Annotated in this window: 18 protein-coding genes and 5 pseudogenes; 11 read left to right on the top strand and 12 right to left on the bottom strand. The window is 73.4% G+C overall.

Going from position 1 to position 23,153, the window contains the following annotated elements:
• Positions 1–56: 56 nt before the first annotated feature.
• Positions 57–563 (bottom strand): GNAT family N-acetyltransferase, encoded by a 507-nt coding sequence (locus tag AC061S_RS14975; protein WP_478686422.1) that lies wholly within the window; start codon positions 561–563, stop codon positions 57–59.
• Between the two features lie 85 nt (positions 564–648).
• On the opposite strand from AC061S_RS14975, the gene AC061S_RS14970 reads away from it, so the two are divergent.
• Entirely contained in the window at positions 649–1,761 is a 1,113-nt protein-coding gene (locus AC061S_RS14970; protein ID WP_478686421.1) for an SRPBCC domain-containing protein, read from the top strand.
• Between the two features lie 23 nt (positions 1,762–1,784).
• On the opposite strand, the gene AC061S_RS14965 is transcribed toward AC061S_RS14970, so the two are convergent.
• The gene (locus AC061S_RS14965) at positions 1,785–3,248 is read right to left on the bottom strand and encodes an MFS transporter (RefSeq protein WP_478686420.1); all 1,464 of its coding nucleotides are present in this window, start codon (positions 3,246–3,248) and stop codon (positions 1,785–1,787) included.
• A 195-nt stretch (positions 3,249–3,443) separates the two neighbouring features.
• Between AC061S_RS14965 and AC061S_RS14960 the strand changes: the two genes are divergently transcribed.
• Positions 3,444–4,061, top strand: a complete 618-nt coding sequence (locus tag AC061S_RS14960; RefSeq protein WP_478686419.1) for a TetR/AcrR family transcriptional regulator — start codon at positions 3,444–3,446, stop codon at positions 4,059–4,061.
• On the opposite strand, the gene AC061S_RS14955 is transcribed toward AC061S_RS14960, so the two are convergent.
• The 4 genes and pseudogenes from AC061S_RS14955 to AC061S_RS14940 form a co-directional block, all read right to left on the bottom strand.
• A complete protein-coding gene (locus AC061S_RS14955) occupies positions 3,982–4,707 on the bottom strand; it encodes a M15 family metallopeptidase (RefSeq protein ID WP_478686418.1) in 726 nt (241 codons plus the stop codon). The genes AC061S_RS14960 and AC061S_RS14955 overlap by 80 nt on opposite strands.
• A 21-nt stretch (positions 4,708–4,728) precedes the next feature.
• Positions 4,729–5,703 (bottom strand): annotated as a pseudogene (locus AC061S_RS14950) (magnesium transporter CorA family protein).
• A gap of 126 nt (positions 5,704–5,829) precedes the next feature.
• Positions 5,830–6,753, bottom strand: coding sequence for a class I SAM-dependent methyltransferase (locus AC061S_RS14945; RefSeq protein ID WP_478686417.1), 924 nt, complete (start codon positions 6,751–6,753; stop codon positions 5,830–5,832).
• A 139-nt stretch (positions 6,754–6,892) separates the two neighbouring features.
• On the bottom strand, positions 6,893–7,516 hold the full coding sequence (locus AC061S_RS14940) for a helix-turn-helix domain-containing protein (RefSeq protein ID WP_478686416.1): 624 nt from the start codon (positions 7,514–7,516) through the stop codon (positions 6,893–6,895).
• A 110-nt stretch (positions 7,517–7,626) separates the two neighbouring features.
• Between AC061S_RS14940 and AC061S_RS14935 the strand changes: the two genes are divergently transcribed.
• The 5 genes and pseudogenes from AC061S_RS14935 to AC061S_RS14915 all read left to right on the top strand — a co-directional run bounded on the left by AC061S_RS14935 (position 7,627) and on the right by AC061S_RS14915 (position 11,465).
• Positions 7,627–8,664, top strand: a complete 1,038-nt coding sequence (locus tag AC061S_RS14935) for an NAD(P)/FAD-dependent oxidoreductase (protein WP_478686415.1) — start codon at positions 7,627–7,629, stop codon at positions 8,662–8,664.
• Positions 8,665–8,689: 25 nt separating this feature from the next.
• A pseudogene (locus AC061S_RS14930) lies at positions 8,690–8,791 on the top strand (hypothetical protein); the annotation flags it as partial.
• A 127-nt stretch (positions 8,792–8,918) separates the two neighbouring features.
• A complete protein-coding gene (locus AC061S_RS14925) occupies positions 8,919–9,122 on the top strand; it encodes a hypothetical protein (RefSeq protein ID WP_478686521.1) in 204 nt (67 codons plus the stop codon).
• Positions 9,123–9,297: 175 nt separating this feature from the next.
• Entirely contained in the window at positions 9,298–10,131 is an 834-nt protein-coding gene (locus AC061S_RS14920; RefSeq protein WP_478686414.1) for an SDR family oxidoreductase, read from the top strand.
• 197 nt (positions 10,132–10,328) lie between these two features.
• Positions 10,329–11,465, top strand: coding sequence for a glycosyltransferase (locus AC061S_RS14915; protein ID WP_478686413.1), 1,137 nt, complete (start codon positions 10,329–10,331; stop codon positions 11,463–11,465).
• A gap of 13 nt (positions 11,466–11,478) precedes the next feature.
• Here the strand turns inward: AC061S_RS14915 and AC061S_RS14910 are convergent, their stop codons facing one another.
• From AC061S_RS14910 to AC061S_RS14900, 3 genes are all read right to left on the bottom strand, one after another.
• The gene (locus AC061S_RS14910; protein WP_478686412.1) at positions 11,479–12,804 is read right to left on the bottom strand and encodes a peptide MFS transporter; all 1,326 of its coding nucleotides are present in this window, start codon (positions 12,802–12,804) and stop codon (positions 11,479–11,481) included.
• 319 nt (positions 12,805–13,123) lie between these two features.
• Positions 13,124–14,848 (bottom strand): acyl-CoA dehydrogenase family protein, encoded by a 1,725-nt coding sequence (locus AC061S_RS14905; protein ID WP_478686411.1) that lies wholly within the window; start codon positions 14,846–14,848, stop codon positions 13,124–13,126.
• An 82-nt stretch (positions 14,849–14,930) separates the two neighbouring features.
• Positions 14,931–15,485 carry a PadR family transcriptional regulator gene (locus tag AC061S_RS14900; protein WP_478686410.1) on the bottom strand — a complete coding sequence of 185 codons (555 nt, stop codon included), beginning with the start codon at positions 15,483–15,485 and terminating at the stop codon, positions 14,931–14,933.
• 137 nt (positions 15,486–15,622) lie between these two features.
• Between AC061S_RS14900 and nadE the strand changes: the two genes are divergently transcribed.
• The 4 genes and pseudogenes from nadE to AC061S_RS14880 form a co-directional block, all read left to right on the top strand.
• Entirely contained in the window at positions 15,623–16,453 is an 831-nt protein-coding gene (gene nadE / locus AC061S_RS14895) for an ammonia-dependent NAD(+) synthetase (protein WP_478686409.1), read from the top strand.
• A 123-nt stretch (positions 16,454–16,576) separates the two neighbouring features.
• The gene (locus tag AC061S_RS14890; protein WP_478686408.1) at positions 16,577–16,861 is read left to right on the top strand and encodes a hypothetical protein; all 285 of its coding nucleotides are present in this window, start codon (positions 16,577–16,579) and stop codon (positions 16,859–16,861) included.
• A 51-nt stretch (positions 16,862–16,912) separates the two neighbouring features.
• Positions 16,913–18,198: pseudogene (locus AC061S_RS14885) on the top strand (MFS transporter); the annotation flags it as partial.
• A 28-nt stretch (positions 18,199–18,226) separates the two neighbouring features.
• A pseudogene (locus AC061S_RS14880) lies at positions 18,227–18,889 on the top strand (FAD-dependent monooxygenase); the annotation flags it as partial.
• Positions 18,890–18,928: 39 nt separating this feature from the next.
• Here AC061S_RS14880 and AC061S_RS14875 read toward each other — a convergent pair.
• From AC061S_RS14875 to AC061S_RS14865, 3 genes and pseudogenes are all read right to left on the bottom strand, one after another.
• On the bottom strand, positions 18,929–20,542 hold the full coding sequence (locus AC061S_RS14875) for an alpha/beta hydrolase (RefSeq protein WP_478686407.1): 1,614 nt from the start codon (positions 20,540–20,542) through the stop codon (positions 18,929–18,931).
• A 299-nt stretch (positions 20,543–20,841) separates the two neighbouring features.
• Positions 20,842–21,726, bottom strand: a complete 885-nt coding sequence (locus AC061S_RS14870; RefSeq protein WP_478686406.1) for a patatin-like phospholipase family protein — start codon at positions 21,724–21,726, stop codon at positions 20,842–20,844.
• 75 nt (positions 21,727–21,801) lie between these two features.
• A pseudogene (locus AC061S_RS14865) lies at positions 21,802–23,062 on the bottom strand (glycosyltransferase).
• Between the last annotated feature and the right edge of the window lie 91 nt (positions 23,063–23,153).

The raw sequence follows: 23,153 nt of genomic DNA, 5'->3' as shown, positions 1-23,153 counted from the left end.
TCGGCCTCGGGCCGGAGCGGCGGTAGCGCCCGGGCCGTCCCGTCGGATCCTGCCGGTCAGGCCGACAGGTCGAGCTCGTAGACCTGGCCGATCAGATCGACGCCGAAGCTGTGGTGCGGCTCCTCCTCCACGAGCCGGAAGCCGGCGGCCAGGTAGATCCCGCGTGCGGCCGCCAGGGTGTCGTTCGTCCACAGCCGGATCCGCTCGTACCCCGCCTCACGGGCGAAGTCCACGCACCGGGCCACCAGGCGCGAGCCCAGCCGGTGGCCGCGGGCGGCGGGGTCCACGAGGAGTATCCGCAGTTTGGCGGTGCCCTGCTCGCCCTCGCCGTCGGCCACGCAGAACACGCTGCCGACCCGGTGGCCGTCCAGTTCGGCGATCCAGGCCGCCTCGCGGGTGGGATCGTGGCCCGCCGCGTAGTCCGCGACGATCCGTGCGACCAGGGCCTCGAAGCTGCCGTCCCAGCCGAATTCCTTCGCGTACTGCTCGCCGTGGGCCATGACCACCCAGCCGAGATCTCCCGGCTCCCCCAGCGGCCGGATCACCGCGCGGACCTCGTTCATGGGGACCCTCTCTCTGCCACTGAGCCACTGAATCGCCGACCGTCGAACTACTGAAACAACTGTTTCAGTAAAGCATAATGTCCGGATGCCCCCCTCCGCCCGCGACGACTCCTCCCGCGCCGATTCCGCCCGCAAGCAGCAGCTCCTGGAGCTGGCCTACGCCCACGTGCTCGACCACGGGCTGGCGGACATGTCCCTGCGGCCCCTGGCCGAGGCGATCGGCAGCAGCCCGCGCGTCCTCCTCTTCCTGTTCGGCAGCAAGGACGCCCTGGTGCAGGCGCTGCTCGCGCGGGCCCGGCAGGACGAGACGGGGATGCTCGAAGCCGTGCACCGGGCCAGGCCCGAGCACGGGCTCGCCCGCACGGGCGAGCTGGTGTGGAGCTGGCTGGCCGACCCGGGACACCGCAAGGTCCTCACCCTCTGGGTCGAGGGCTACTCGCGCTCACTGAGCGGCGGCGCGGGACCCTGGGCGGGCTTCGCGGAGCGGACGATCGCCGACTGGCTGGAGGTCTTCGCCGCCGCCCAGCAGCCGGCCCGCCGCGACACGCCCGAGGGACTCGCCGAGCGCACCCTGCTGCTCTCGGTCCTGCGCGGGGCCCTGCTGGACCTCCTGGCGAGCCGCGACGAGCCGCGCACCACGGCGGCCGTGACCGCTCACCTGCGCACCCTGGAGGCCCGTGCCGAGGATGCGCCGGCGACGCACCGGGACCGGTCGGGGAACCCGCCGTCCGCCGGCCGGACCGACTGCGGCGCCCGGACGGTCGCGGCGCCGCCGGCGGCCGTCTACGCCGCCCTCCTCGACCGCGAGGCCCTGGAGGCCTGGCTCCCGCCGGACGGCATGGGCGGGCGGATCGAGCGGTGGGACCCGAGGCCCGGCGGCGGCTTCCGGATGGTCCTCACCTACCTCGATCCCGCCGACAGCCCCGGCAAGACCTCCGACGCGACCGACATCGTCGATGTCCGGTTCACCGGGCTGGTGCCGCCGGAGCGCGTGGTGCAGCAGGCCGTGTTCGAGTCCGACGACCCGTCGTACGCCGGCACCATGACGATGACCTGGCACCTCGCCGCCGCCGGGGAGGGCACGGAGGTGACCGTCACCGCCACGGACGTACCGCCGGGCATCGACCAGGCGGACCACGAGGCGGGCATCGCCTCCTCGCTGGCCCACCTGGCGTCGTACGTCGAAGCGGCCCGCTGACCTGGACGCCCCGAGCGGCGGCGCTACTTGCTCACCGAGGTGGGGGCCGTTTCGGTCGTGGGGTCCGACGGGTCGCGCGGTGCGGGCCGCTCCGGTCGGAGGGCGGGGATCAGAGCGGCGATGGCCCCGGACAGCAGGGCGAAGCCGCCGCCCATCAGCAGGCCGGTACGGAAGCCCGCCTCGGAGGTGAAGGTGACCCCGCCGGCCGTGGTGGTCATCTGGGCCAGCACCACACCGACGACGGCGGCGCCGACGGAGGTGCCCAGGGAGCGCATGAGGGCGTTGAAGCCGTTGGCGGCGCCGGTTTCGGTCAGGGGTACCGCGCTCATGATCAGAGCGGGCATGGCTCCGTAGGCGAGGGCGACACCGCTGTTGATGACCATGACGGCGGCCATCAGCCCGGCGGCCGTTCCGGAGCAGAGGAGCGCCACGCCGTAGCCCGCGGCCAGGACGAGCGCTCCGCACACGAGGGTGACCTTCGGGCCGTGCGCGTTGGTGAGCTTGCCCCCGAGGGGGGAGACGGCCATCATCATCAGCCCGCCGGGGAGCATCCACAGGCCGGCCGCCAGCATGGACTGGCCCAGGCCGTAGCCGGTGGCCGCGGGGAACTGGAGCAGTTGCGGGACGACCAGCATGCCGGCGTACATGCCGAAGCCGATGGAGACCGAGGCGAGGTTGGTCAGCAGGACGCGCGGGCGGACCGTGGTGCGCAGGTCGACCAGCGGGTCGGTGGTGCGCCATTCGAACCACGCCCAAGCCGTCAGGACCACCACGGCGGTGGTGATCAGTCCGAGCGCGGCGGCTGATCCCCAGCCCCAGTCGGCGCCCTTGGACACGAACAGCAGCAGGCACACCAGGCCCGCCGCGAGGCCCAGCGCGCCGACCGCGTCGAAGCGTTGGCCCTTGGCCGCGGCCGGGCCGTCCGGGACGAAGGCCACGATCATGACGGCCACGCAGCCGGCGAGCGCCGCGGAACCCCAGAACAGGAAGCGCCAGCTCGCGTACTGGGCGACGGCCGCGGAGACCGGGAGGCCGATGCCGCCGCCTATGCCCATGGAGGCGCTCACGAGGGCGATGGAGGAACTGAGCTTCTCGGCGGGGAGGATGTCGCGCAGCAGGGCGATGCCCAGCGGGATCATTCCCATGCCGACGCCTTGCAGGCCGCGCCCGACGATCATCTGGACGACGCCGCCCGCCAGCGCGCACACCACCGATCCGATGATCAGCGGCAGGCAACAGGCCAGGAGCATGCGGCGCTTGCCGAGCATGTCGCCCAGGCGCCCGCTGATCGGTACGCACACGCCCGCGACCAGGAGGGTGGCGGTGACGACCCAGGCGGAGTTGGAGTGGGAGGTGTGCAGGATGTTCGGCAGGTCGGCCAGCAGCGGCGTGACCAGCGTCTGCATGACGGCTGCGGCGATGCCCGCGAGTGCGAGCGTCGCGATCACCTTGCCGGTGCGGGGGGTGGCCGTGGGCGGCTGTCGCATGAAGGGTCCTAGAGGCATGGGCCGCCCGCCCGGCCGGCCGGGCGGCACGGGACGCACGAGCTACGGAGAAGGTCTGCCCGGCGATGCGCGGGTGCGGGGTCTGCGCACACCACAATCAGTAGCCAACTATCAGTTTGCGGTGCGCGACGTGTCAACCGGATCCGATCGTCGACTATCAGTTGTATTCTCGGCAGCGTGCCGACCGAAAGCCCCAAACCCCTGCGCGCCGACGCCGTGCGCAACATCGAGAAGATCGTCAGAGCGGCACGCGAGGTGTACGCCGAGCTGGGACCCGAGGCGCCGCTCGACGAGATCGCGCGGCGTGCAGGCGTGGGGATCGCCACGCTCTTCCGCCGCTTCCCCGACAAGGCCGCCCTGCTCCGGGCCGTGCTCGACCAGCAGTTCACGCAGGACGTCCTCCCCGCCATCGACCGCGGCCTGGCCGACGAGGACCCCCGCCGCGGCCTGGCCGTCGTACTCGAGGCCGCTCTGACCTCGGCGGCCGACGAGCACCACGTGCTGACCGCCGCCCGGAACGCCGGCGTCCTCTCCGCGGAGACCAGCGCCCGGTTCTTCGACGCGCTCGACCCGCTGGTGACGCGGGGTCAGCGGGCCGGGGTGATCCGGGGGGACCTCGTGCCCGACGACCTGAAGAGGATCATGAGCATGCTCGTCAGCGTGCTGTGGACCATGGACCCCGCCGAGGAGGGCTGGCGCCGCTACGTGACCCTGGTCATGGACGGCCTGAGCCCGGCTGCCGCCAGCCCGCTGCTCCACCCGGCTCCCCCGCTGCTGCGCCGGCCGCAGAAGTGATCTCCTTCGCGCCGTAGAGCGCTGCGGCCTCCCCGGTGAGCAGAGCCCAGTAGCGGTCGCCGAAGGACCAGTGCCACCATTCCGTCGGGTAGTTCACCAGTCCGGCGGTGGTGAGGGCGGCGCCCAGCAGCTCCCGGTTGGCACGGGCCTCCTCGCCGATGCCGGCGGCGTGCGTGTAGCAGGCGCCGCCGCTCTCCTCCGGGTCCGCGTTCATCCGCGTGCCCATGTCCACCTCGCGCCCGTCGGCATCGGCCAGCGTGAGGTCCACGGCCGCACCCGCACTGTGCGGAGCGATCGCGGGCGGGGAGACGTAGCGGCTCGCGGCCGTATGGATCCGGTCCTCGCTCCACCCGGGGTTGTCCGCGTGCAGCAGGCCGGCGTACTCCTCGAAGTACGCGCGCTGGAGCGACGGCGGCCGGTACCCCTCGACGAACAGCAGCCGCAGGCCCCTGGGCAGGGTCTGCTGGGCGTCGAGCAGGCGTGCCAGCACGCCTTCCCGCAGGTACGCGAAGGCGTCCGCCGGGTCCTGTTTGCGTGCGTCGACCAGCAGGTGGCCGCCGCGGCGGACGTCCACGAGGCGTTCGCCGCACTCCTCGACGGGTATCGCCGCGACCTTCGGGTCCGACATCAAGATGATCTCGCTCATCCCCTGATCATCGCGCACCGCTCAGATCCAGTCGCGCCTCTTGAAGCCGAAGTAGAGGGCCACGGAGAGGGTGAGCATGAGCGCGGAGGAGACCAGGAAGCCGGTGCGGGTGCCGTCCCCCGGGAAGGGGACGTTCTGGCCGTAGAAGCCGGTGATCGCGGTCGGGACGGCGATGATCGAGGCCCAGCTGGTGACCTTCTTCATGATCAGGTTGAGGCGGTTGCCCTGGACCGTGAGATTGGTGTCCATGACCGAGTTCACCAGGTCGCGGAGGGACTCGGTCCACTCCGTGGCGCGCAGGACGTGGTCGTAGACGTCCTGGTAGTACGGCAGCATCGCGGGGCTGACGGTGTGCAGGTCGCGGCGGAGCAGGGTGTTGACCACCTCGCGCATGGGCAGCACCACCCGGCGCAGGAGCACCAGGTCCCGGCGCAGGGCGTACGAGCGCCGCTGGACGGTCCGGACCTCGTCGCGACCGTCCTCGAAGAGCAGTTGCTCCAGGGCCTCGATCTGCTCGTCGAGCTGCTGGACGGCTTTGAAGTGGTCGTCCACGAGGTAGTCGAGCAGTCAGTGGAGCAGGAAGCCGACGCCTTCCTTGGCGAGGTCGGCCGAGTCGTCCCAGTAGGCGACGACGCGGTCCATGTCGAAGTGGCCGCTCGCACGGACGGTGATCAGGGCGTTCGCGGTGACGAAGGCGGCGATCTCGCGGGTCCGCAGGGGGCCGTCGGGGGTGTCGGTGTAGACGGCGTAGGCGCTGAGGAAGAGGTGCGTGCGGTAGCGGTCGAGCTTGGCCCGCTGGTGCGCGTGCCGGGCGTCCTCGACGGCCAGTTCGTGCAGCCCGAACTGCTCGGTGATCAGGTCGAAGTCAGCGGCGGTGGGATCGCAGAGGTCCAGCCAGACGGTGCAGTCCGGCTGCCCCGCGTACGCGGAGAGGTCCTGGGCGGGGAAGTCCTCCAGGGCCAGGACGCCGTCGCGGTAGAGCCGGGTTCGTGCCACGCGAGCAGGCTAGGCGGGCGGCCCCGGCCGGTCCGCGAACGACACCCCCGCGGGAGGGCGCCCTGTTGGAGCCGGCCGGCGGGGTGCTGCCGGGTGCACGCCGTCCGCGGCCGCGGCCGGCACGGATCAGCTCGTGCGGCGTGCGGCCCAGACGGTGCGCTCGGTACGCACGGCGAGGTCGTCGCGGTGCAGGATGCTCTGCGGGCCGTCGGTGTCGAGCAGCCGGTCGAGTGCGGCGAGGTCCTCCGGCGCGAGCGTGTCCACGATGCTGCGGCGAAGGCGTTGCAGGCTGCCCAGGGCGTACGCGCCGACCGCCTCGCTGCGCGAGCCCGCGATGTTCACGTTGATCACGCGGTCGCCGTCGAGGGCGAACCCGGCCGCGGTGAGCTTCGGTCCCCAGTCGGCGCCGCGGTGGGGCACGTGCTCGGCGTGGTAGCTCTCGCTCGCGGTGTGGCAGCGCTCCTCCAGTCCGGGCCGGCCTTCCGGGGCGTCCTCGGGCAGGAAGCGGGGGAAGCCCGCCAGTTCCACGACGGCGAACAGTCCGCCGGGGGCGAGCAGCTCGCGGACCGCGCGCAGGGCCTGGTCCGGGTCGGCCATGTGGTGCATCGAGGCCGAGGCCCACACCAGGTCCGGCGTACCGAGGTCGGGCCACTCGGTTTCGTCGAGGTCGGCCTGCACGGTGCGGACGCGGTCCTCGACGCCCCGGGCGCAGGCCTTCTCCCTCAGGCGCTGGAGGTGCCCCGCCGAGGAGTCGACGGCGGTGACGTGCGCGTCGGGGAACTGATCGAGCAGGGCGAAGGTGCCGGCTCCCGTGCCGCAGCCCAGATCCACGATGTGGCGAGGGGGCTCGCGCAGGGGCAGCCACGTGGTGATGTCGGTGATGTGCTCGGCGAGGACTTCCGCGTCGAGGTCGAGGATCTCCGCCTGGCCGTCGGCCTCGTGCTGGGCGTGGCCGTGGTCATGGCCGTGGTGGCCGTGGTCATGGCCTTGGTGGCCGTGGCCGCCGTGCTGGGCGTGGCCGTGCTGGGGTGCGTGCTGTGCGTGGGTCATGGCTCCACGGTAGGGCGCCCATGCGCTGCCCGCATTAATTCTTGCCGGTTAGGCAAGAAGATGGCCCTGCGACGCCCAGGACGCGCAAGACGGCCCGCGCGGGAGACCCCGTACGCGTCAGGAGGGGCCGCCGCCCGCGTCAACGACCCGGCCCCTGAGCAGCGCCTCCGCCCCCGTCTTCGCCCCCTCCGTCGCTGACGCCGTTGTCCCGCTGGTGGCCGCGACGGGCGTCCCGGTCGAAGATCCCCAGGATCTCGCACGGCCCCCCCTCGGCGCCGATCGCGTGCGGCATCATCGTGGGGAACTCCGCGGACTGGTTGGTCTCGATGCGGAAGCGGCGATGCCCCAGCATCAGGATCGCGGTGCCGGACAGGACCACGAGCCATTCGCGCCCGGGGTGCGCGCGCATGCGGGAGGGGTTGTCCGGCGGCGGCTCGGTCATGCGCTGGCGAATGACCGTCATGCCCGGTTCGCCCTTCATCGGCCAGCGCATCTGCCCACGAGCGGCGTCGATGATCGGACTGGTGACGACATCGTCGGTCGCGGTCTCCACGAGCTGGTCCAAGGTGGTGTCCAGCGCGCGGGCGAGCGTGACGAGGCTGTCCAGCGCCAGGCGGCGCTGGCCGTTCTCGATGCGGCTGAGCGTGGACTGGCTGAGCCGGGCCCGCACGGCCAGTTCCTCCAGGGACCAGCCCTGCGCCACCCGCAGCGCGCGGATGCGCTTGCGTACCAGGCCGTCCAGATCGCCGTCTTCTTGCGTCATGGGCAACATAGTATGCCCGTGCTGCAAGTCGCGGTTAGCGTCGTGTGCAACGGCCCCGGACCACCGGGCCGGTCCGAAGGAACACCGCACCCAGGAAGGAATCCGACGACATGTCCGCGACGACTACCGCATACGCGTCCGACGCACTGCCGGACGGGACCGTCGACGCCGTGGTGATCGGCGGCGGCGCCGCCGGTCTGAACGGCGCGCTGATGCTCGCCCGCTCCCGCCGTTCGGTCGTCGTGATCGACAGCGGCACCCCCCGCAACGCGCCCGCCGAGGGCGTGCACGGCCTGCTCGGCCTGGACGGCACCCCGCCGGCGGAACTGTACGGGCGCGGCCGCGAGGAGGTACGCCGCTACGGCGGCCTCATCGTCACCGGCGAGGTCTCCGCCGCCGAGCCGGCCGGGCCGTCCGCCGACGGCGACCTGCGCTTCACCGTCACCCTGACCGACGGCCGCGTCCTGACGGCGCGCCGCCTGCTGGTGGCCACCGGTCTGCGCGATGTGCTGCCCGAGCTGCCGGGACTGGCGGAGCACTGGGGTCGCAGCGTGGTGCACTGCCCGTACTGTCACGGCTGGGAAGTCCGCGACGAGCCGATCGGCGTCCTCGCCACCGGCCCCGGGTCGATCCACCACGCCCTGCTGTTCCGTCAGCTCACCGACGACCTCGTCTACTTCACGCACGGCACCGAGCTGGACGAAGAGACCCGTACGCGCTTCGCCGCACGCGGCATCCGGGTCGTCGACACCCCGGTCGAAGAGGTCGTGGGGGACCGCGACGGCGGCATCCGCGGTGTGCGCCTGGCCGGCGGCCGGGTCGTCGACCGCCGCGTCCTCGCGGTGGCGACCACGCTCGTGGCCCGTACCGAGGGCCTGGCCGGCCTGGGCCTGCCGATGGAGGACCTGCCCGGCGACGGTCGCCGCTTCGCCGCCGGCGCGGCCGGCGCCACCGACGTGCCGGGGGTGTGGGTGGCGGGCAACGTCACCGATCCGAACGCCCAGGTCGGGGCCTCCGCCGCGGCCGGGGCGCTGGCAGGCGCCTACATCAACGCCCTCCTCGCCGTCGCCGACACGGACGCGGCCGTCGCGGCGGTGGCGGCCCTTGCTGCGGCAGGGAACACCACGGCCTCCGCCACCACCGCCTGACCGCGACCCCTGGTCGCTGTCGTCCGTGGCCGCGCACTGGGACGCCCAGCCGGACGCCTGCTGGATCGCCCGCGACGAGGAGGGGCTGCTCGGTTTCGTCCTCGGGTCGCTGTCCTACGACGAGCGCGAAAACCGGGGGTACCTGGAGTGGATCGCGCTGGAGGAACGCGCCCGGGGCCGGGGGCGCGAGTTCCCTGGTCGAGCACTGCTGCGCCGCGCTCTTCGCGGCGGGAGCGTCCCGGATCATCACCGACGTGGAGAGCGGCAACGCGGCCTCCGCCGCGATGATGCGGCGCAGCAGGTTCACCGAGAAGGTCACCGTCACCCTCTTCGTCCGCCCGAACCCGCGGGAACAGACCGGCACGGCCTCGTACTCACCCCAGGACCCGGCCCGCTCCCGGCTCCGTCGCGCCGCCGGGCAGGGGGGAGCGCCGGCAGCCGGAGGGCCGCTCGCGTAGGCGACCGGGTCCGGCGTACCCGCCGGGCCGCGGTCCCCGCCCGGCGCGTGCGCGCGCCGGGACGTGCGCCTGCGCGCCTCCGCGCGCCCCCGCAGCGGGGATGACCCCGGGCCCGAGCCCCCACGAACATGAACTGCCGCCACATCCGGAGCAACTCGGCCATCACGGGGGAACCATGGGACGACGATGGCTGGTCACGGGATGCTCCTCGGGACTCGGGCACGCACTGGCCACCGCGGCGGCCCGGGCGGGAGACGAACTGGCCGTCACCGCCCGCAAGACCGCCGACCTGGAGGATCTGGCCGCCGCCTGGCCCGGCCGCATCGTCCCGATCCCGCTCGAACTGCGGGACGACGCTTCCTGCGAGGAGGCCGTCCGCACCGCGGCCGAGCGCCTGGGCGGCATCGACATCCTCGTCAACAACGCCGCCGTCGGACTGTTCGGCGCGGTCGAGGAGGTCTCGGACGCCGAACTGCGCGACCAGTTGGAGACCCTGGTCGTCGGCCCCTGGCGGCTCGCGCGGCTCGTCCTGCCGCTGATGCGGGCCCAGGGGCACGGCCACATCCTCAACGTCTCCTCCGTGGTCGGCCGGATGGCCTTCCCCGGTCTGGCGGCCTACACCGCCGGGAAGCACGCCCTCGAGGGCATGAGCCGGACCCTCGCCATGGAGGCGGCTCCCCACAACATCCGCGTCACCGTCCTCGAACCGGGCATGTTCGCGACGCGCTACGGCACCTCCATGGCCGAAGCCGCCCATCGGGTCCCTGCCTACGACGCCACCAACCGCGAAATGCTCGAAGGGGCCCGGGGCCTCGCGGACAGCCCCGAGACCGGACGTCCGGAGGACTTCGCCGCGCGGGTCCTGGACATCGTCTCCGCCGGGGGCCCCACGCCCCTGCGGATCCCCGTCGGCGACGACGCCTACGGCTACCTGGACGCGTCGGACGAGGCCGACCGCGCCGACTACGCGGCGGCCCGCCTCCTCGTACAGGGCCCGCCCCAGGTCTGACGGCGGGGCCGCGGTGCGGACGGCTGGGCGCATGCTCAACGCCCGCCTCCGCACGGTCGGATGCCCGTTGGAAACGGCCGAAATTCGATCATCTCCATGGAAACCGAGGCGAGAGTGGATTCGTTCGAACATGTGCCAGAGCCGTCGAGGAGCCCTGTCCGAGCAGCGATTCGGGGCCCCACCCAAGGAGTATCAGCGTGCGCATCCTCTTCACCGGCCCCGCTTCGGTGGGCCATCTGTTCCCGATGGTGCCGAACGCCCAGGCGCTGCAGGCCGCCGGGCACCAGGTGCTGTTCGCCGTTTCGGCCCCGTACGACCAGCTCCGGCAAGCCGGCCTGCCCACCGTCGAGATCGGCGACGGATCGACGCTGATGGAGGCCTTCCGGCGCGCCTCGGACGGTGAGGACCTGCAGTTCGTCACGGACGCCAACAGCCCGCAGGACACCGAGCGGCTCGCCGCGGCCGGCTTCGCCGAACACGGCCGGGTCACCATCGACGACCTCCTCGCCGTCGCCGGCGCCTGGCGGCCGGACCTCATCGTCCACGCCCCCTTCCAGGCCGCCGCTCCCCTGGTCTCCGCGGCCCTCGGCATACCGGCCGTGGTCCACAACTTCGGCGTGATGTCCGGCCTCGGCATGGTCGGGCGGCTCGCCGGGCTGCTGGCGGACGAGTACCGGGCCCGCGGGGTCGAAGGCCCCGCCACCCACACCGTCCTCGACGTCGTACCGCCCTCCCTCGGCGGGGACGGCACCGGCTTGCGCGTCCGTTACGTGCCGCACAACGGTGGCGGCTCGGTCCCGCGCGATCTCGTGGCCCGTGGCTCCCGTCCCCGGATAGCCGTCACCCTCGGGACCGTGGTGACCACGTTCGCGGGCGTGGACCCGGTCACCCGGGTGATCTCCGAGGCCGCCTCGGTCGACGCCGAGTTCCTGCTCGCGGTCGGCGACACCGACCTGAGCCCGCTCGGGACGCTTCCCGGCAACGTCCGGGTGCTGCCCTGGGTGCCCCTGGCCCAGCTCCTGGACACCGCGGACGCGATCGTGCACCACGGCGGCGCCGGCACCATGCTCACCGCCGCCGCCCTGGGCGTCCCTCAGCTGATCCTTCCGCAGGGCGCCGACCACTTCATCAACACCGACGCCGCGACGGGGGTGGGCTTCGCCCTCCGTTCGACGGGTGACGAGGTGGACGCCGATCTGCTCGGCCGCCTGCTCACCGACGAAGCCCTCCGCAAGGGGGCCGCCGCCTTCCGGTCCGAGATCGCCGCGCTCCCCTCCCCCACCGACCTCGTCGCCTCCTTCGAAGCCATCGGACGGCAGGGGAGCGCCACGTAGGCGGTCGGCCGGTTCATTCGCCGGTCAGGAGGCGCAGCTTCGGTGTGGCGGCGGCCATCGCGATCCCGGCTGCCAGGGCCAGGCCGCCGAGGGCGAGGTAGAGGGCGGCGCCGGTGAGGTGGGTGGCCACCTGGCTGCCGATGGCGTCGCCCGCCGCGGCGGCCAGGAAGAAGAGGCCCACGAGCTGGGATCCGGTGCCGGCCGGGGCCAGCTTGTGGCTGATGGAGAGTCCGGTGGGGGCGAGGAACAGTTCGCCCATGCTCAGCAGGACGTAGAGGCCGACCAGCCACAGCAGCGAGATGTGGGCGCTGCCGGTGGCCCGGCCCGCGGCGAGGGCGAGCAGGAGGAAGGACAGTCCGCCGAGGACGAGTCCCGTGGAGAACTTCGCCGGGGAGGAAACGCGCACTCTGCGCCACACGAACGCGAGGACCCCGGCGAAGGCGATGGTCATGACGGGGTTCAGGGCCGCCTGCCAGGTGACCGGGATGCCCTCCATGTCCACGTGGTCCGCGGCGAACAGCTGCACGTTGGACGCGGCCAGGTCGAAGATGCAGAAGAAGGCGACGGCCGCCGCGAACAGCCGTGCGTAGGCGCGGATGCCCGCCCGTCCGCGCGCGTCGAGGTCGGGGCGGCGCAGCAGGGTGACGAGGTAGCCGACCGGCACGACCACGGCCAGGACCGCGAACGCGGTGAGTGCGTGGGGCAGGGTCAGCGTGCCGGTCGCCCGGGCCGCGGCGCCGGCCGCGAGGACGCCGGCCACGCACCCCAGTGCCCGGACGGCCACCGTGCGGGCCTCGGTGCGGGTGAGCGGGCGGCCGGGTGCGTCGGCGGCCTCGCGGAGACTGCCCGAGGCCTGGAAGACGCACAGGCTGAGGGCCATGGCCACGGCCGCCGTGCCGAAGGCGACGTTCCAGCCGAAGTGCAGTCCGAGCCAGCCCACCAGGAGGGTCGAGGCCAGGCCGCCGACGTTGACGCTGGCGTAGAACTTGCTGTAGGCCGCGTCCCGCTCGTGGTCGGTGCCCTGCGCGTACAGCTTCCCGACCAGGGCGGTCATATTGGGCTTCTGCAGGCCGGTGCCGACCGCGATGAGGACGAGGCCGGCGTAGACGCCGGCCGCTCCGGCCTCGAAGGCGAGCGCGAGGTGTCCGGCCAGGATGGCGATGCCGCCGGCCAGGGCGGTCCTACGGGCGCCGAGCAGCCGGTCGGCGATCCAGCCGCCCGGCAGGGCGGTGAAGTAGCAGGCGGACAGATAGGCGCCGACGAGGGCTACCGCCGTGGTCTTGGACATGCCGAGGCCGTGGGCCGTGTCGATCAGGAAGAGCGCCAGTACCGCGCGCATTCCGTAGAAGGACCGCTAAGGAGAACCGCTCCGCTGCTTCGCTCAGGCACAGCGGCAGCAGACCCTTGCGGGTGCGGTTCTCTGCGATCACCTCCGTCCTCTGCTCCGTGGACGTCGACATGGTGGGGTTCCAGCCTCTCGGGGTGTGTGCTCCGGCTGTTCCGACTCCTTCCAGCCAACACCTCGAAGGGCCGCGTGCACACCGGCCGAAAGGACCGAGCGGTACCCGAGGAGAGACACGGGTACAAAGTCCCGGACCGGCCTGGGACCGGGCCGGCCTGGGACCGGACCGGTCCCGGGCCGGCCCGGGAGGCCGGCGTCAGGGCTTCATCTCGTACGCCCCCGCGAGGCCCTCCACCCGTGCCCACACGCGCGCCGAGCGGTCCGCGTCCACGGCCGGGCGTCGGACCGCACCCAGCGCCCATGCCTGCTGGTCCGCGGTGGCGGAGTCCTTGCCGTGCAGTTCGACGGCGTGCGCGGAGAAGTCCCGCACGAGGACGCCGAACAGCTCGTCGAGCACGTCCTCGTCCAGGCCGGTCAGGCGGGCCTGCTCCAGGACCAGCTGGCCGTGCACGACCAGGGCGAAGAGCTGGCCGACCGCCAGGAGGAGGTCGAGGTCGCGGCTCTGGCCCTCGTCGGGGGCGGCGGTCTCGACGAACGCGCAGAGGGCGTCGGCCTGTTCGCGGAACCGGCCGACGTTGGGCACGGCCGCGTACGCGTCGTAGGCCGGGCGCCAGTCGTGGAACCGTACGGATCCGAGGCCGCGGGCCGGGCCCTGGCGGAAGAGGAAGGCGTCGTCGGCCGCGTCGAGGCGGGTCGGGACGGGAGCGTAGTCCGCCGGCTCCAGCAGGTGGTTGTGCATGAACTTGAGGATGAGCGCCAGGTTGACGTGGACCGTGCCCTCCAGCTTGGGCAGGCCGCGGATCTCGACGGCCGCCTGGGCGAAGTAGGTGTCCTTCTCGAAGCCCTTGGCCGCGATGACGTCCCACATCAGGTCGATGACCTTCTCGCCCTCCGTGGTCACCTTCATCTTGGTCATGGGGTTGAAAAGGAGGTAGCGGCGGTCGTCGGGGCCGGCGGAGCGGAAGTAGTCGACGGCGCGGTCGCTGAACAGCTTCATCCCGACGAGGCGGACGTACGCGTCGGCCAGCTCGCGGCGCACGTGCGGGAAGGCGGTGACGGGACGGCCGTAGAGGATGCGGCCCTGCGCGTGGGTGACGGCCTCGTACATCGCGTGCTCGCAGATGCCGATCGAGGCGGTGCAGAGGTTGAACTTGCCGACGTTGACCGTGTTGAGGGCGGCGTCGAAGGCGGCGCGGCCCGTGTGCAGGACGTCTTCGGGGCCGACCGGATAGTCCGTGAGGCGGAACTCGCTGACGTACTTGGAGGAGTCGACGACGTTCTTCACCACGTCGTACGCGGGGTGGCGGCTGTCCGCCGCGAAGAAGACGTAGCCGTCCGGGCCCTCGACGTCGGTGCGGCGGCCGAAGACGGAGACGAGTCCGGCGGCGTTGCCGTTGCCGATGTAGTACTTCGAGCCGGTGGCCCGGAAACCGCCGTCGGCAGTGGGCTCCAGCAGCATGTCGGTGCTGTAGATGTCCGCGCCGTGGGTCTTCTCGGACAGGCCGAACGCGAACACCTCGCCCGCATCGAGGAGTTGCGCGGCGCGGTCGCGGGCGGCGGCGTTGCCGCTCTGCCAGACGGGGCCGAGACCGAGGATGGTGACCTGCCACGCGTACCAGTAGTCGAGGCCGTAGAACCCGAGGATCTCGTTGAGGGCGGCGATGCGCGCGGTGTCCCAGCGCTTGTCGGGCCCGTCCTGGCCGGCGGCCGGCTCCGGGGTCAGGAAGGTCGCGAAGAGTCCCTCCTTCGCGGAGAAGGAGATGAAGTCCCCCAGCCAGGCGCGGGTCCGGTAGTCCTCGATCAGCCGGCGCTTGCCGCGCTCCTCGAACCAGTCGACGGTCGCGCGCAGCAGCCGGCGGGTCTCGGGGTCGAAGTGCGCGGGGTCGTAGGTGCGCGGGTTGAACAGCAACGGGTCGCTCATGGGCGTTCGCCTTCCGGTCGGAGGATGCGTCGAATGAGGGGTGGAGGGGAAGAAGGAGAAGGGAGGGTGCGGCGGCCCGGGGTCAGGGGGCTGCCAGGCGGTGGAGCGTGGCCAGTACGTCCTCCAGCCAGGCGAGCTGCATGCGCTCGTAGGCGATGCCGCCGCGGAGCACGACGTGCTGGAGTTCCCGCCCGGCGTCGGAGGGACCCGGAGCGCGCGGTCCGGTGAAATCGCGGAGCTCGCCCGCCAGGTAGTGCGTGAGCCGGTCGGCGTGCGTCCGGTGGTGGCGCTCGACTTCGCGGATCAGGGCGGCCGGATCGTCGAAGGCCGCGCCGCGGATCTTCACGGCGAGCTCGTGGCGGACGGTGTCGGCCTGGATCGGCTCGTGGAGCCAGGCCGAGAGGGCGGCGCGGCCGGCCGCGGTGACGGAGTACTCCTTCTTGTCCGGCCGGGTCCGCTGGGGCACTTCGAGGACGTCGAGCCGGCCGTCGCCCTCCATCGCCTTCAGCACGCGGTAGATCTGCTGGTGGGTCGCGGTCCAGAAGTAGCCGATGGACCGGTCGAACCGGCGTGCCAGCTCGTATCCGGATCCCGGCTGCTCCAGCAGGGAGACGAGGATCGCGTGCTCAAGTGCCATGCCCCGATCCTTCTATGCAACTCGTTGCATAGACAAGCGCCGCCACGCGGGTGAGACGCGGCTCACCCGCGCCCTCGGTTAGGGTCGGCGGGACAGCGCATCGTTTCCGAACCGACGAACCATCATGAGGAGCAGCCGTGAGCCAGCCGGCGTCCACCGCCCTGCAGCAGGAGATCGCCCGGGAACTCCTGGTGGCCGAGAGCTTCGACGCCCAGCGGGAGATCGAGCGCCGGGTGGCGTTCCTGGCCGAGCGGCTCACGTCCACCGGCCTGCGTTCGCTGGTGCTCGGGATCAGCGGCGGAGTGGACTCCACGACGGCCGGCCGGCTCTGCCAGCTCGCCGTGGAGCGGGTCCGCGCGGCCGGGCACGAGGCGGCGTTCTTCGCGATGCGGCTGCCCTACGGCGTCCAGGCGGACGAGAAGGACGCCCAGCTCGCCCTCGGTTTCATCAACGCCGACCGGGTGCTGACCGTGGACGTGAAGCCCGCGAGCGACGCGGCGCTGGCCGCCTCCCTGGCCGGCGGGACCGTCTTCCGGGACGACCACCACCAGGACTTCGTACAGGGCAACATCAAGGCCCGCCAGCGCATGATCGCCCAGTACGCGGTGGCCGGCGCGCACGACGGCCTGGTCGTCGGCACCGACCACGCCGCCGAGGCGGTCTCCGGCTTCTTCACCAAGTTCGGCGACGGCGCGGCCGACGTGGTGCCGCTGACCGGGCTGACCAAGCGCCGGGTGCGGGCCTGCGCCGACGCTCTGGGCGCACCGGCCGAGCTGGTCTGGAAGACGCCCACGGCGGACCTGGAGACCCTCGACCCGGGCAAGGCCGACGAGGACGCGCTGGGGGTCACGTACGACGAGATCGACGACTTCCTGGAGGGCAAGCCGGTCGGGGAGCGCGCCTTCGACACGATCGTCCGCCGCTACCGCCTGACCGAGCACAAGCGGCAGCTGCCGATCGCGCCGTAGCGGCGCCCGCGCCGGAGGCGGCGGAGGGCGTGAAGTCCGCCTCCTCCGGGTACTGGACGGTCACGGCGAGCACCACCTCGCCCGGCTCGCCGAGGCGGTGCCGTTCACACCCGAGGAGTCCCCGTGGCCGTCCTCCGCACGATCCTCGTGATCCTCGGCGCCTGGTGCGCCGCCAGCGTGGCCACGGCCGCCCTGTACGCGGCCCTGCGCCGCCGCCATGTCCGCCGGCAGCGGGCGGCGGCAGCCGTCCCCGGCGCCGTGAGTACGGCCAGGGGCGTCGAGCCGGGCGCGCGAACGGGTCGGCCCTGCCGCTCCACCGGGCCCGGCCGGACCGTGCGGCCCGCTCACCGGTCCGGCCGTTCCGGCTGGGAATGCGGGATGCCGCCGCCGGATCTCCAGGCGGGCTGAACGTCACGATCCGTGTGTGGCTGACTCCGCGACGTCCGCCAGCGGAACCTCATCCGGCCCGATGTCCGACGCCGCGCCCCGGCCCGTCGCGGCGTACCGGCCGGCCCTCCCGATCCCCGGCGCTGGTGGGCGCTCGCCGTGATCGGGCCGGCGCAGCTGACGGTCGTCCTCGACGCCACGATCGTGAACATCGCGCTCCCCTCCGCCCAGCGCGAGCTGGGGATGTCGGACGGCAACCGGCAGTGGGTGATCACCGCGTACTCGCTGGCGTTCGGCCGGCTGCTCCTGCTGGGCGGGCGCATCGCGGACCTCATCGGCCACAGGCGGGCGTTCGTCATCGGCCTGGCCGGCTTCGCCCTCGCCTCCCCCCTGGGCGGCGCTGCGAGCGGACCGGGGATGCTCTTCGCGGCCCGGGCGCTGCAAGGCGTCTTCGCGGCGCTCCTCGCGCCGTGCGCCCTGTCGCTGCCGGCCACCACCTTCGAGACCCCCCGGGGAACGCGCCAAGGCCTTCGGCGTGTTCGCGGCGATCGCGAGCGGTGGCGGCGCCGTCGGCCTGATCGCCGGAGGCCTGCTCACCGAGTACCTGAACTGGCGCTGGTGCCTCTACGTCAACGTGGCCATCGCCGCGATCGCGGTCATCGGCGCCTTCGCCGTCCTGCCCGACCGGGGGCGTACGGGAGCGAAGCTCGACGTCCCGGGAGCCTTCCTCGGGTGCGGCGGACTCGTGGCCGTCGTCTACGGGTTGAGCGAGGCCGAACCGCGCGGCTGGTCCGACGGCCTGGTCATCGGCCTCCTCGTCGGGGGGACGGCCCTGCTGGCCGCCTTCGCCTGGTGGCAGGCGCGGGCGAGCGACCCCATGCTCCCGCCGCACATCATCCGGGACCGGACGCGGGCCGGCTGCCTCGTCACCATGGCGCCGGCCACCATCGCCCTGTTCGCCCTGTTCCTGTTCATGACCTACTACTTCCAGCTCGTCCTCGGCTACTCCCCCGTCCGGACCGGGCTTGGCCTTCCTCCCCATGACCCTGGCGATCATCACCGGTGCCACGCAGGTCTCCGCCCGCTTCCTCGACCGGCTCGCCCCCCGCTCGCTGATCGTCCCCGGGCTGCTCCTGGCCACCGTGGCCCTGCTCCTCCTCACGCGGCTGACGGTCGACTCCTCGTACGCGACCCACGTGCTCCCCGCCCTGCTGGTCCTCGGGTTCGGCATGGGCCTGGTCTTCATGCCCGTGATGTCGACGGCCACCCAGGGCGTGGCGCGGAGGGACTCCGGGATCACCTCGGCCACGGTCAACACGGCCCAGCAGGTGGGCGGGGCGATCGGCACGGCGCTCCTAACCCGACACCGCCGACATCCCCGGCGCGGTCGCCGCCCTGACCCACCTGAGCGCCGACGACGTCACCGAGGTCCGGTGGGCCTCCGACTTCAGACCGCGCGCCGCGATGGCCGACCGGTTCCGCGCCGGCCGGGTGCTGCTCGCGGGCGACGCGGCCCACGTGCACTCCCCCGCCGGCGGCCAGGGCCTCAACACCAGCGTGCAGGACGCCTACAACCTCGGCTGGAAGCTCGGGCAGGTACTGCGCCACGGCGCGGACCCCGAACTCCTGGACACCTACGAGCAGGAGCGCCGGCCCCTCGCCGCGCACGTTCTGGGCCTGTCCACCCGGATCCACCGCGGCCAGGAGGAACGCGGCGGGAGCACCCGCCAACTCGGCCTGGGCTACCGGGGCGGCCCGCTCTCCGAGGGCGCGGCGGGCGCCCTGGAAGCCGGGGACCGGGCGCCCGAAGGCCCGCTGCCGGGCGGGCGCAGGCTCTTCGACCTGTTCCGGGGAGCGCGGTTCACCCTGCTCGCCGTCGGCACGGATGCCGAACTGCCGCCCGTGGACAGGGAGTTCCTGCACGTCCACCGGATCGGACCGTACGAGCCGTACGGCAAGGGGCTCTTCCTGGTCCGGCCCGACGGGTACGTGGGCTGGGCGGGCGAGGACGCGACCGGACTGGCCCGCTACCTCGCCCGCCTGGCCCGTCCCGGCGCTGCTGCGCCGGGGAACGGAGGCGGCCCCCGGTCAGCGCAGGGTGGGGATCACATCGTTCGTCTCGTCGGCTTCCACGGGCCCGGTGGTGCGCCGGCCGAGCGCCTCCGGGGGAGTCTCGTCGGCGCAGACGGTGCCCCGCGCGGGCAGGGCCAGGGTGGCCAGGTAGGCGTTGACGAGCGCGCTGACGCACGCGCTCCGGTTGTAGGCGGTGTGCCCCTCGGCGTCGAAGGTCAGCAGCCGGCCGGCGTCCAGCGTCCCGGCCAGGGCCACGGCGTCCCGGTACGGGGTGTCCGGGTCCCCGGTCGTGCCGAGGACCAGGATCGGGGCGGACCCGGCCGCCCGGTAGGAGCCCTCGTAGCGGCTCGGGCGTTCCGCCTGCCACTGTGCGCAGGTCGGCGCGTGGTTGTGGTCGTAGGTGGGCGGTCCCAGGCCGATGGGCGGTCCGAGCAGGGGCGCCGAGGCGGCCTGTGCGCCGACCAGGGCGCCCAGGAGGAGCCGGCTGGCGGGGTAGACGCGGTCGGCGCATTCGACGGCCAGGTTGACGTTGAGGAAGTCGAAGGACCCGGGTGAGGGGGGTGACAGCAGGAAGGAGGTCTCGCGGGCCTGGGCCGCGGCCAGGGCCTCTCCCAGGTAGGGCCAGATCTCCTTGCCCGAGTTGATGTTGAACATCAGCCGGTAGGCGAGGGTGTAGCCGGTGGCCGGGCGTCCGCTCGCGGTGACGACCGGGTCTGCGTCGAGGTCCCGCTTCAGCTGTTCGAAGGCCTCCCGGGGCTTGCCCGCGCCGAATCCGCAGGCGGTGGCGTTCTGCGCGCACCAGTCGAGGAACCGGCCGACCGCCGCGTCCAGGGCGGTGAACTGCGCGGCGTCGTAGGCGTACGGCAGGTCGGCGTAGCTGCGCGGATCGTAGGCCCCGTCCAGGACCATGGCGCGCACGCGCCGGGGAAACTGGGCGGCGTAGACGGTGCCGACATAGCTGCCGAAGGAGCGGCCGTAGAAGGTGAGCGTCTCCTCGCCGAGGGCCTGGCGCAGCAGGTCGAGGTCCTTGGCGTTCGACCCGGTGCCGATGAACGGTACGAGGCCGCCGGCGCGTTCCCGGCAGGCGGCGGCGAACTCCTGGCCCTGCCGGACGGCGGTCTGCAGGGCTCCCGGTCCGGGTACGCCGCGCGCGGCGTCGACGGCGGCCGCGTACTCGGTGTCGTTCCAGCACTCCACCTGCCCGCTGCGTCCCACGCCCCGCATGTCGTACCCGACGACGTCGAAGCCGTCGCGGAGGGCGGCGGGGAGTGCGGCGTAGCTGTTGCGGGCGAAGTTCACGCCGGAGTTGCCGGGCCCGCCGGGGTGCAGCACCAGGACGCCGGTGCGGCGGGCCGGGTCGGCCGCGAGCTTCCGGGTGACGGCCAGCGGGATCGTGGTTCCGGTGGGCCGGCGGTAGTCCAGCGGCACCTGGGCGGTCGCGCACTCGAAGCCGTCTCCCTGGCCGTCGGCGCAGGGGCCCCAGGACAGGACGGGTACGGGCGGGGCGGGCGCGGCGGCAGCCTCGGCGGCCCCGGGCCCGGCTCCGAGGAGCGCCGTGACGGCGATCAGGACGAGGGCTATCCCCCACACCACTCGCTTGCGCGCATCGTCGGCTGAACGGGTCTGCATGCGATGGACTCCCTTGATGGCGGGTCGGCGGCAGGGGCGCGCACGGGGGCGTCGGGGGGAGGGTGTGGGTGCCCGCGCTCGGCTGAGCGGCAGCCTCAGGTTCCCATCCGCGGGGAGGGTCGGGATAGACGGCGGGACGGACGGGATGCGGAACGCACGCCCCCGGCCTGCGGGTTCGGCCCGCCGTCCGGCTGGGCCGACCGGATGACGCGGGCCCGCCCGGTACGCCGGGTGCGTGACGACGCGTCGGCGGGCGGTCGGGCGGGCGCGCAGTCGGCGGCGGGTCGGACGGCGGCGGGTCAGACGGCGGCGGATCCCGTGTTCCACGCGGAGCGGAGCCGTTCGGCGGCGGCGCCCGCCTGGGCGAGGCCCGCCCGGTACGCGGGCTCCCAGTTCGCCAGGTCCTGCAGGTCCGGCCCGAAGGCCCGTACGGCCTCCGGACCGGGCCCGAGGGTCACGACGGTCCGCGCCCCGACGGACGCCGGTTGCCGTTCGAGCCGCTCGCGGGGGAAGAGGTGCGCCATGGGCTCCACGACGACCAGCGTGCGGGCCCCGGCCGCGAGGTCCGCGTTCGCCCCCGCACGCAGGGCGCCGTCCATGTACCGCCGCCCGTCGATGGCGACCGGCGGCACGGCTCCGGGGAAGGCGCTGCTCGCGGCCACCGCCCGCACCAGCGGCACACCGCTCGTACGGTCCCACGCCACGGGCTCGCCGGTGGCCGCCTCGACCGCGGTGATCAGCAACCGCCGGTCCGGCCAGGGGCCGGCCCCGATCAGCGCGGCCCGTCCCGCGAGCAGCGCCCGCTCGGCGGCGGGGCCGGATTCCGAGCCGGCGTGGTCCAGGGCCATCCGGCCCACTCGGCGCCGGGCCTCCCCCGGTTCCAGCCCGGGTTCCCCCAGCACCACGAGCACGGAGCCCAGCCGGGCCGCGGCCGCCGCCGCTCCGGGGGCGGCCGGACCCGTCCGTGCTCCGAGGGCGGCGAGCCGTTCGGGGTCCTGGCCGGTGGCCAGCAGTGCGCCGACGATCGCTCCGGCCGACGTGCCGACGATGAGGTCGGCTCCGCCCAGATCGATTCCGGTGCGGCGCAGTCCGGCGGCCAGGCCCGCCATCCAGGCCGTGCCGACCGGGCCTCCCGGGCCCAGTACGAGTGCCCGCTCGGTGGTGGCTCCGGTATCGAGGTCCACGGGGTCCGCCCCTCGTCTTCTGCCGTCAGGTGGTGATCAACGGAGCCGACGGTAGGACCTCGACCGGAGTTGAGGTCAAGCGCTCCGGCCGGCCCCTTCGAGCAGCAGCCGCGCGGCCACCGTCGTCCCGTCGGTGCGGACCGCGGCGGCCACGGCGGCCGCCCGGGCGCGGGTCTCGGGGACCAGCGCCGTGCGCAGCGCGGCCGACAGGGACTCGGCGGCCGGGGCCGGGCCGTCGGGGGCCGCGCCGATGCCCAGGCTGGTGACCCGGCCTGCCCAGTAGGGCTGGTCCGCCCCCTGGGCCACCACCACCTGGGGCACACCGGCCAGGGCGGCGGTCAGCGTGGTGCCCGCGCTGCCGTGGTGCACGACGGCGGCCACCCGGCGGAAGAGCTCCTGATGGTTGACCTCGTCGACCAGGAGGCAGTCGTCCAGGCCGTCAGCCAGGCCGTCAGCCAGGCCGTCGTCCAGGCCGTCGGCCAGGGCCAGTTGAGCCCAGCCGCGGGAGACGACCGCACGGCGGCCCCGTGCCCGGATCGCCCCGACGGCCGCTCGGGCGGCGCCTCTTCGGGGGCTCGTCCGGGCGTGCTGCCGAAGCCCACGTAGACCGGCGGTGGGCCGTCGTCCAGGAACTCCACCAGCTCGGCGGGGAGCGGGCGTTCGTCCGGTGCGGACCACGCTCCGGTCTGCACCACGTCGAGACCCGTGGGCTCCCACGGGGAGAGGAGCGGGTCGGTGGCCAGCCACGGGCGGGCGGTGAAGGCGTAGTCGCGGACGGAGTCGACCGGCGGCAGGCCGGCGGCCGCCCGCAGGGTGTTGAGCGTCTCGCCGAACATGGTGTGCGCAATGCGGGCGTCCAGGTCCCACAGCGCCTGGTTGTCGGTGGCTTCCGGAGGCAGTGGCCGGCCCCGCCGCGCGGGCGGCGGCCGGTGGGGCGACGGGAGGCTGACCGGCTGATGGCTCGCGTGACGTAGCGCAGGCCCAGCTTCTCGGCCACCGACCGCGCGCCGGCGGTGACCGGCAAGGGGCCGGTCGCCACCAGCGCGTCTCCTCCCTCGGCCGCCGCCGCGACGATGTCGAACTGCACGGCCATCAGGTCCGCCGCCCGCTGCACCAGTCCCTCCGGTGACCCCGGTGTCACCGAGGTCACCAGCGGGCGGACCGGGCTGCCGGCCGGCACCAGCTCCACGCCGAGCCCGGCCAGCCGCGCCGCGAACTCCTCGTCGGGCGGTGCGCACATCCGCACCTCGGCGCCGAGGTCCCGCAACCGCACCGCCAGCCCCGCCATCGGCTCTACGGCCCCGCGCGAGCCGTACGTCGACAACACCACACGCATGCGGCATCTCTCATTTCGGTAGAGGAGGGGCCGTGGATCCCGGCTCCGGTCGGCGATTCTTCGGCGTGCCCCGGGTCTTGCCGCAAGCCCC

It is taken from the genome of Streptomyces sp. CA189 (assembly GCF_056428985.1).
This window is presented reverse-complemented; position numbering and strand designations above follow the sequence as displayed.

What these genes read in the sequence shown, in the direction of transcription:
- AC061S_RS14975 (WP_478686422.1), bottom strand. Translation starts at nt 563, where the DNA reads ATGAACGAGGTCCGCGCGGTGATCCGGCCGCTGGGGGAGCCGGGAGAT.
- AC061S_RS14970 (WP_478686421.1), top strand. Translation starts at nt 649, where the DNA reads ATGCCCCCCTCCGCCCGCGACGACTCCTCCCGCGCCGATTCCGCCCGC.
- AC061S_RS14965 (WP_478686420.1), bottom strand. Translation starts at nt 3,248, where the DNA reads ATGCGACAGCCGCCCACGGCCACCCCCCGCACCGGCAAGGTGATCGCG.
- AC061S_RS14955 (WP_478686418.1), bottom strand. Translation starts at nt 4,707, where the DNA reads ATGAGCGAGATCATCTTGATGTCGGACCCGAAGGTCGCGGCGATACCC.
- AC061S_RS14945 (WP_478686417.1), bottom strand. Translation starts at nt 6,753, where the DNA reads ATGACCCACGCACAGCACGCACCCCAGCACGGCCACGCCCAGCACGGC.
- AC061S_RS14940 (WP_478686416.1), bottom strand. Translation starts at nt 7,516, where the DNA reads ATGACGCAAGAAGACGGCGATCTGGACGGCCTGGTACGCAAGCGCATC.
- AC061S_RS14935 (WP_478686415.1), top strand. Translation starts at nt 7,627, where the DNA reads ATGTCCGCGACGACTACCGCATACGCGTCCGACGCACTGCCGGACGGG.
- AC061S_RS14920 (WP_478686414.1), top strand. Translation starts at nt 9,298, where the DNA reads ATGGGACGACGATGGCTGGTCACGGGATGCTCCTCGGGACTCGGGCAC.
- AC061S_RS14910 (WP_478686412.1), bottom strand. Translation starts at nt 12,804, where the DNA reads ATGCGCGCGGTACTGGCGCTCTTCCTGATCGACACGGCCCACGGCCTC.
- AC061S_RS14905 (WP_478686411.1), bottom strand. Translation starts at nt 14,848, where the DNA reads ATGAGCGACCCGTTGCTGTTCAACCCGCGCACCTACGACCCCGCGCAC.
- AC061S_RS14900 (WP_478686410.1), bottom strand. Translation starts at nt 15,485, where the DNA reads ATGGCACTTGAGCACGCGATCCTCGTCTCCCTGCTGGAGCAGCCGGGA.
- AC061S_RS14875 (WP_478686407.1), bottom strand. Translation starts at nt 20,542, where the DNA reads ATGCAGACCCGTTCAGCCGACGATGCGCGCAAGCGAGTGGTGTGGGGG.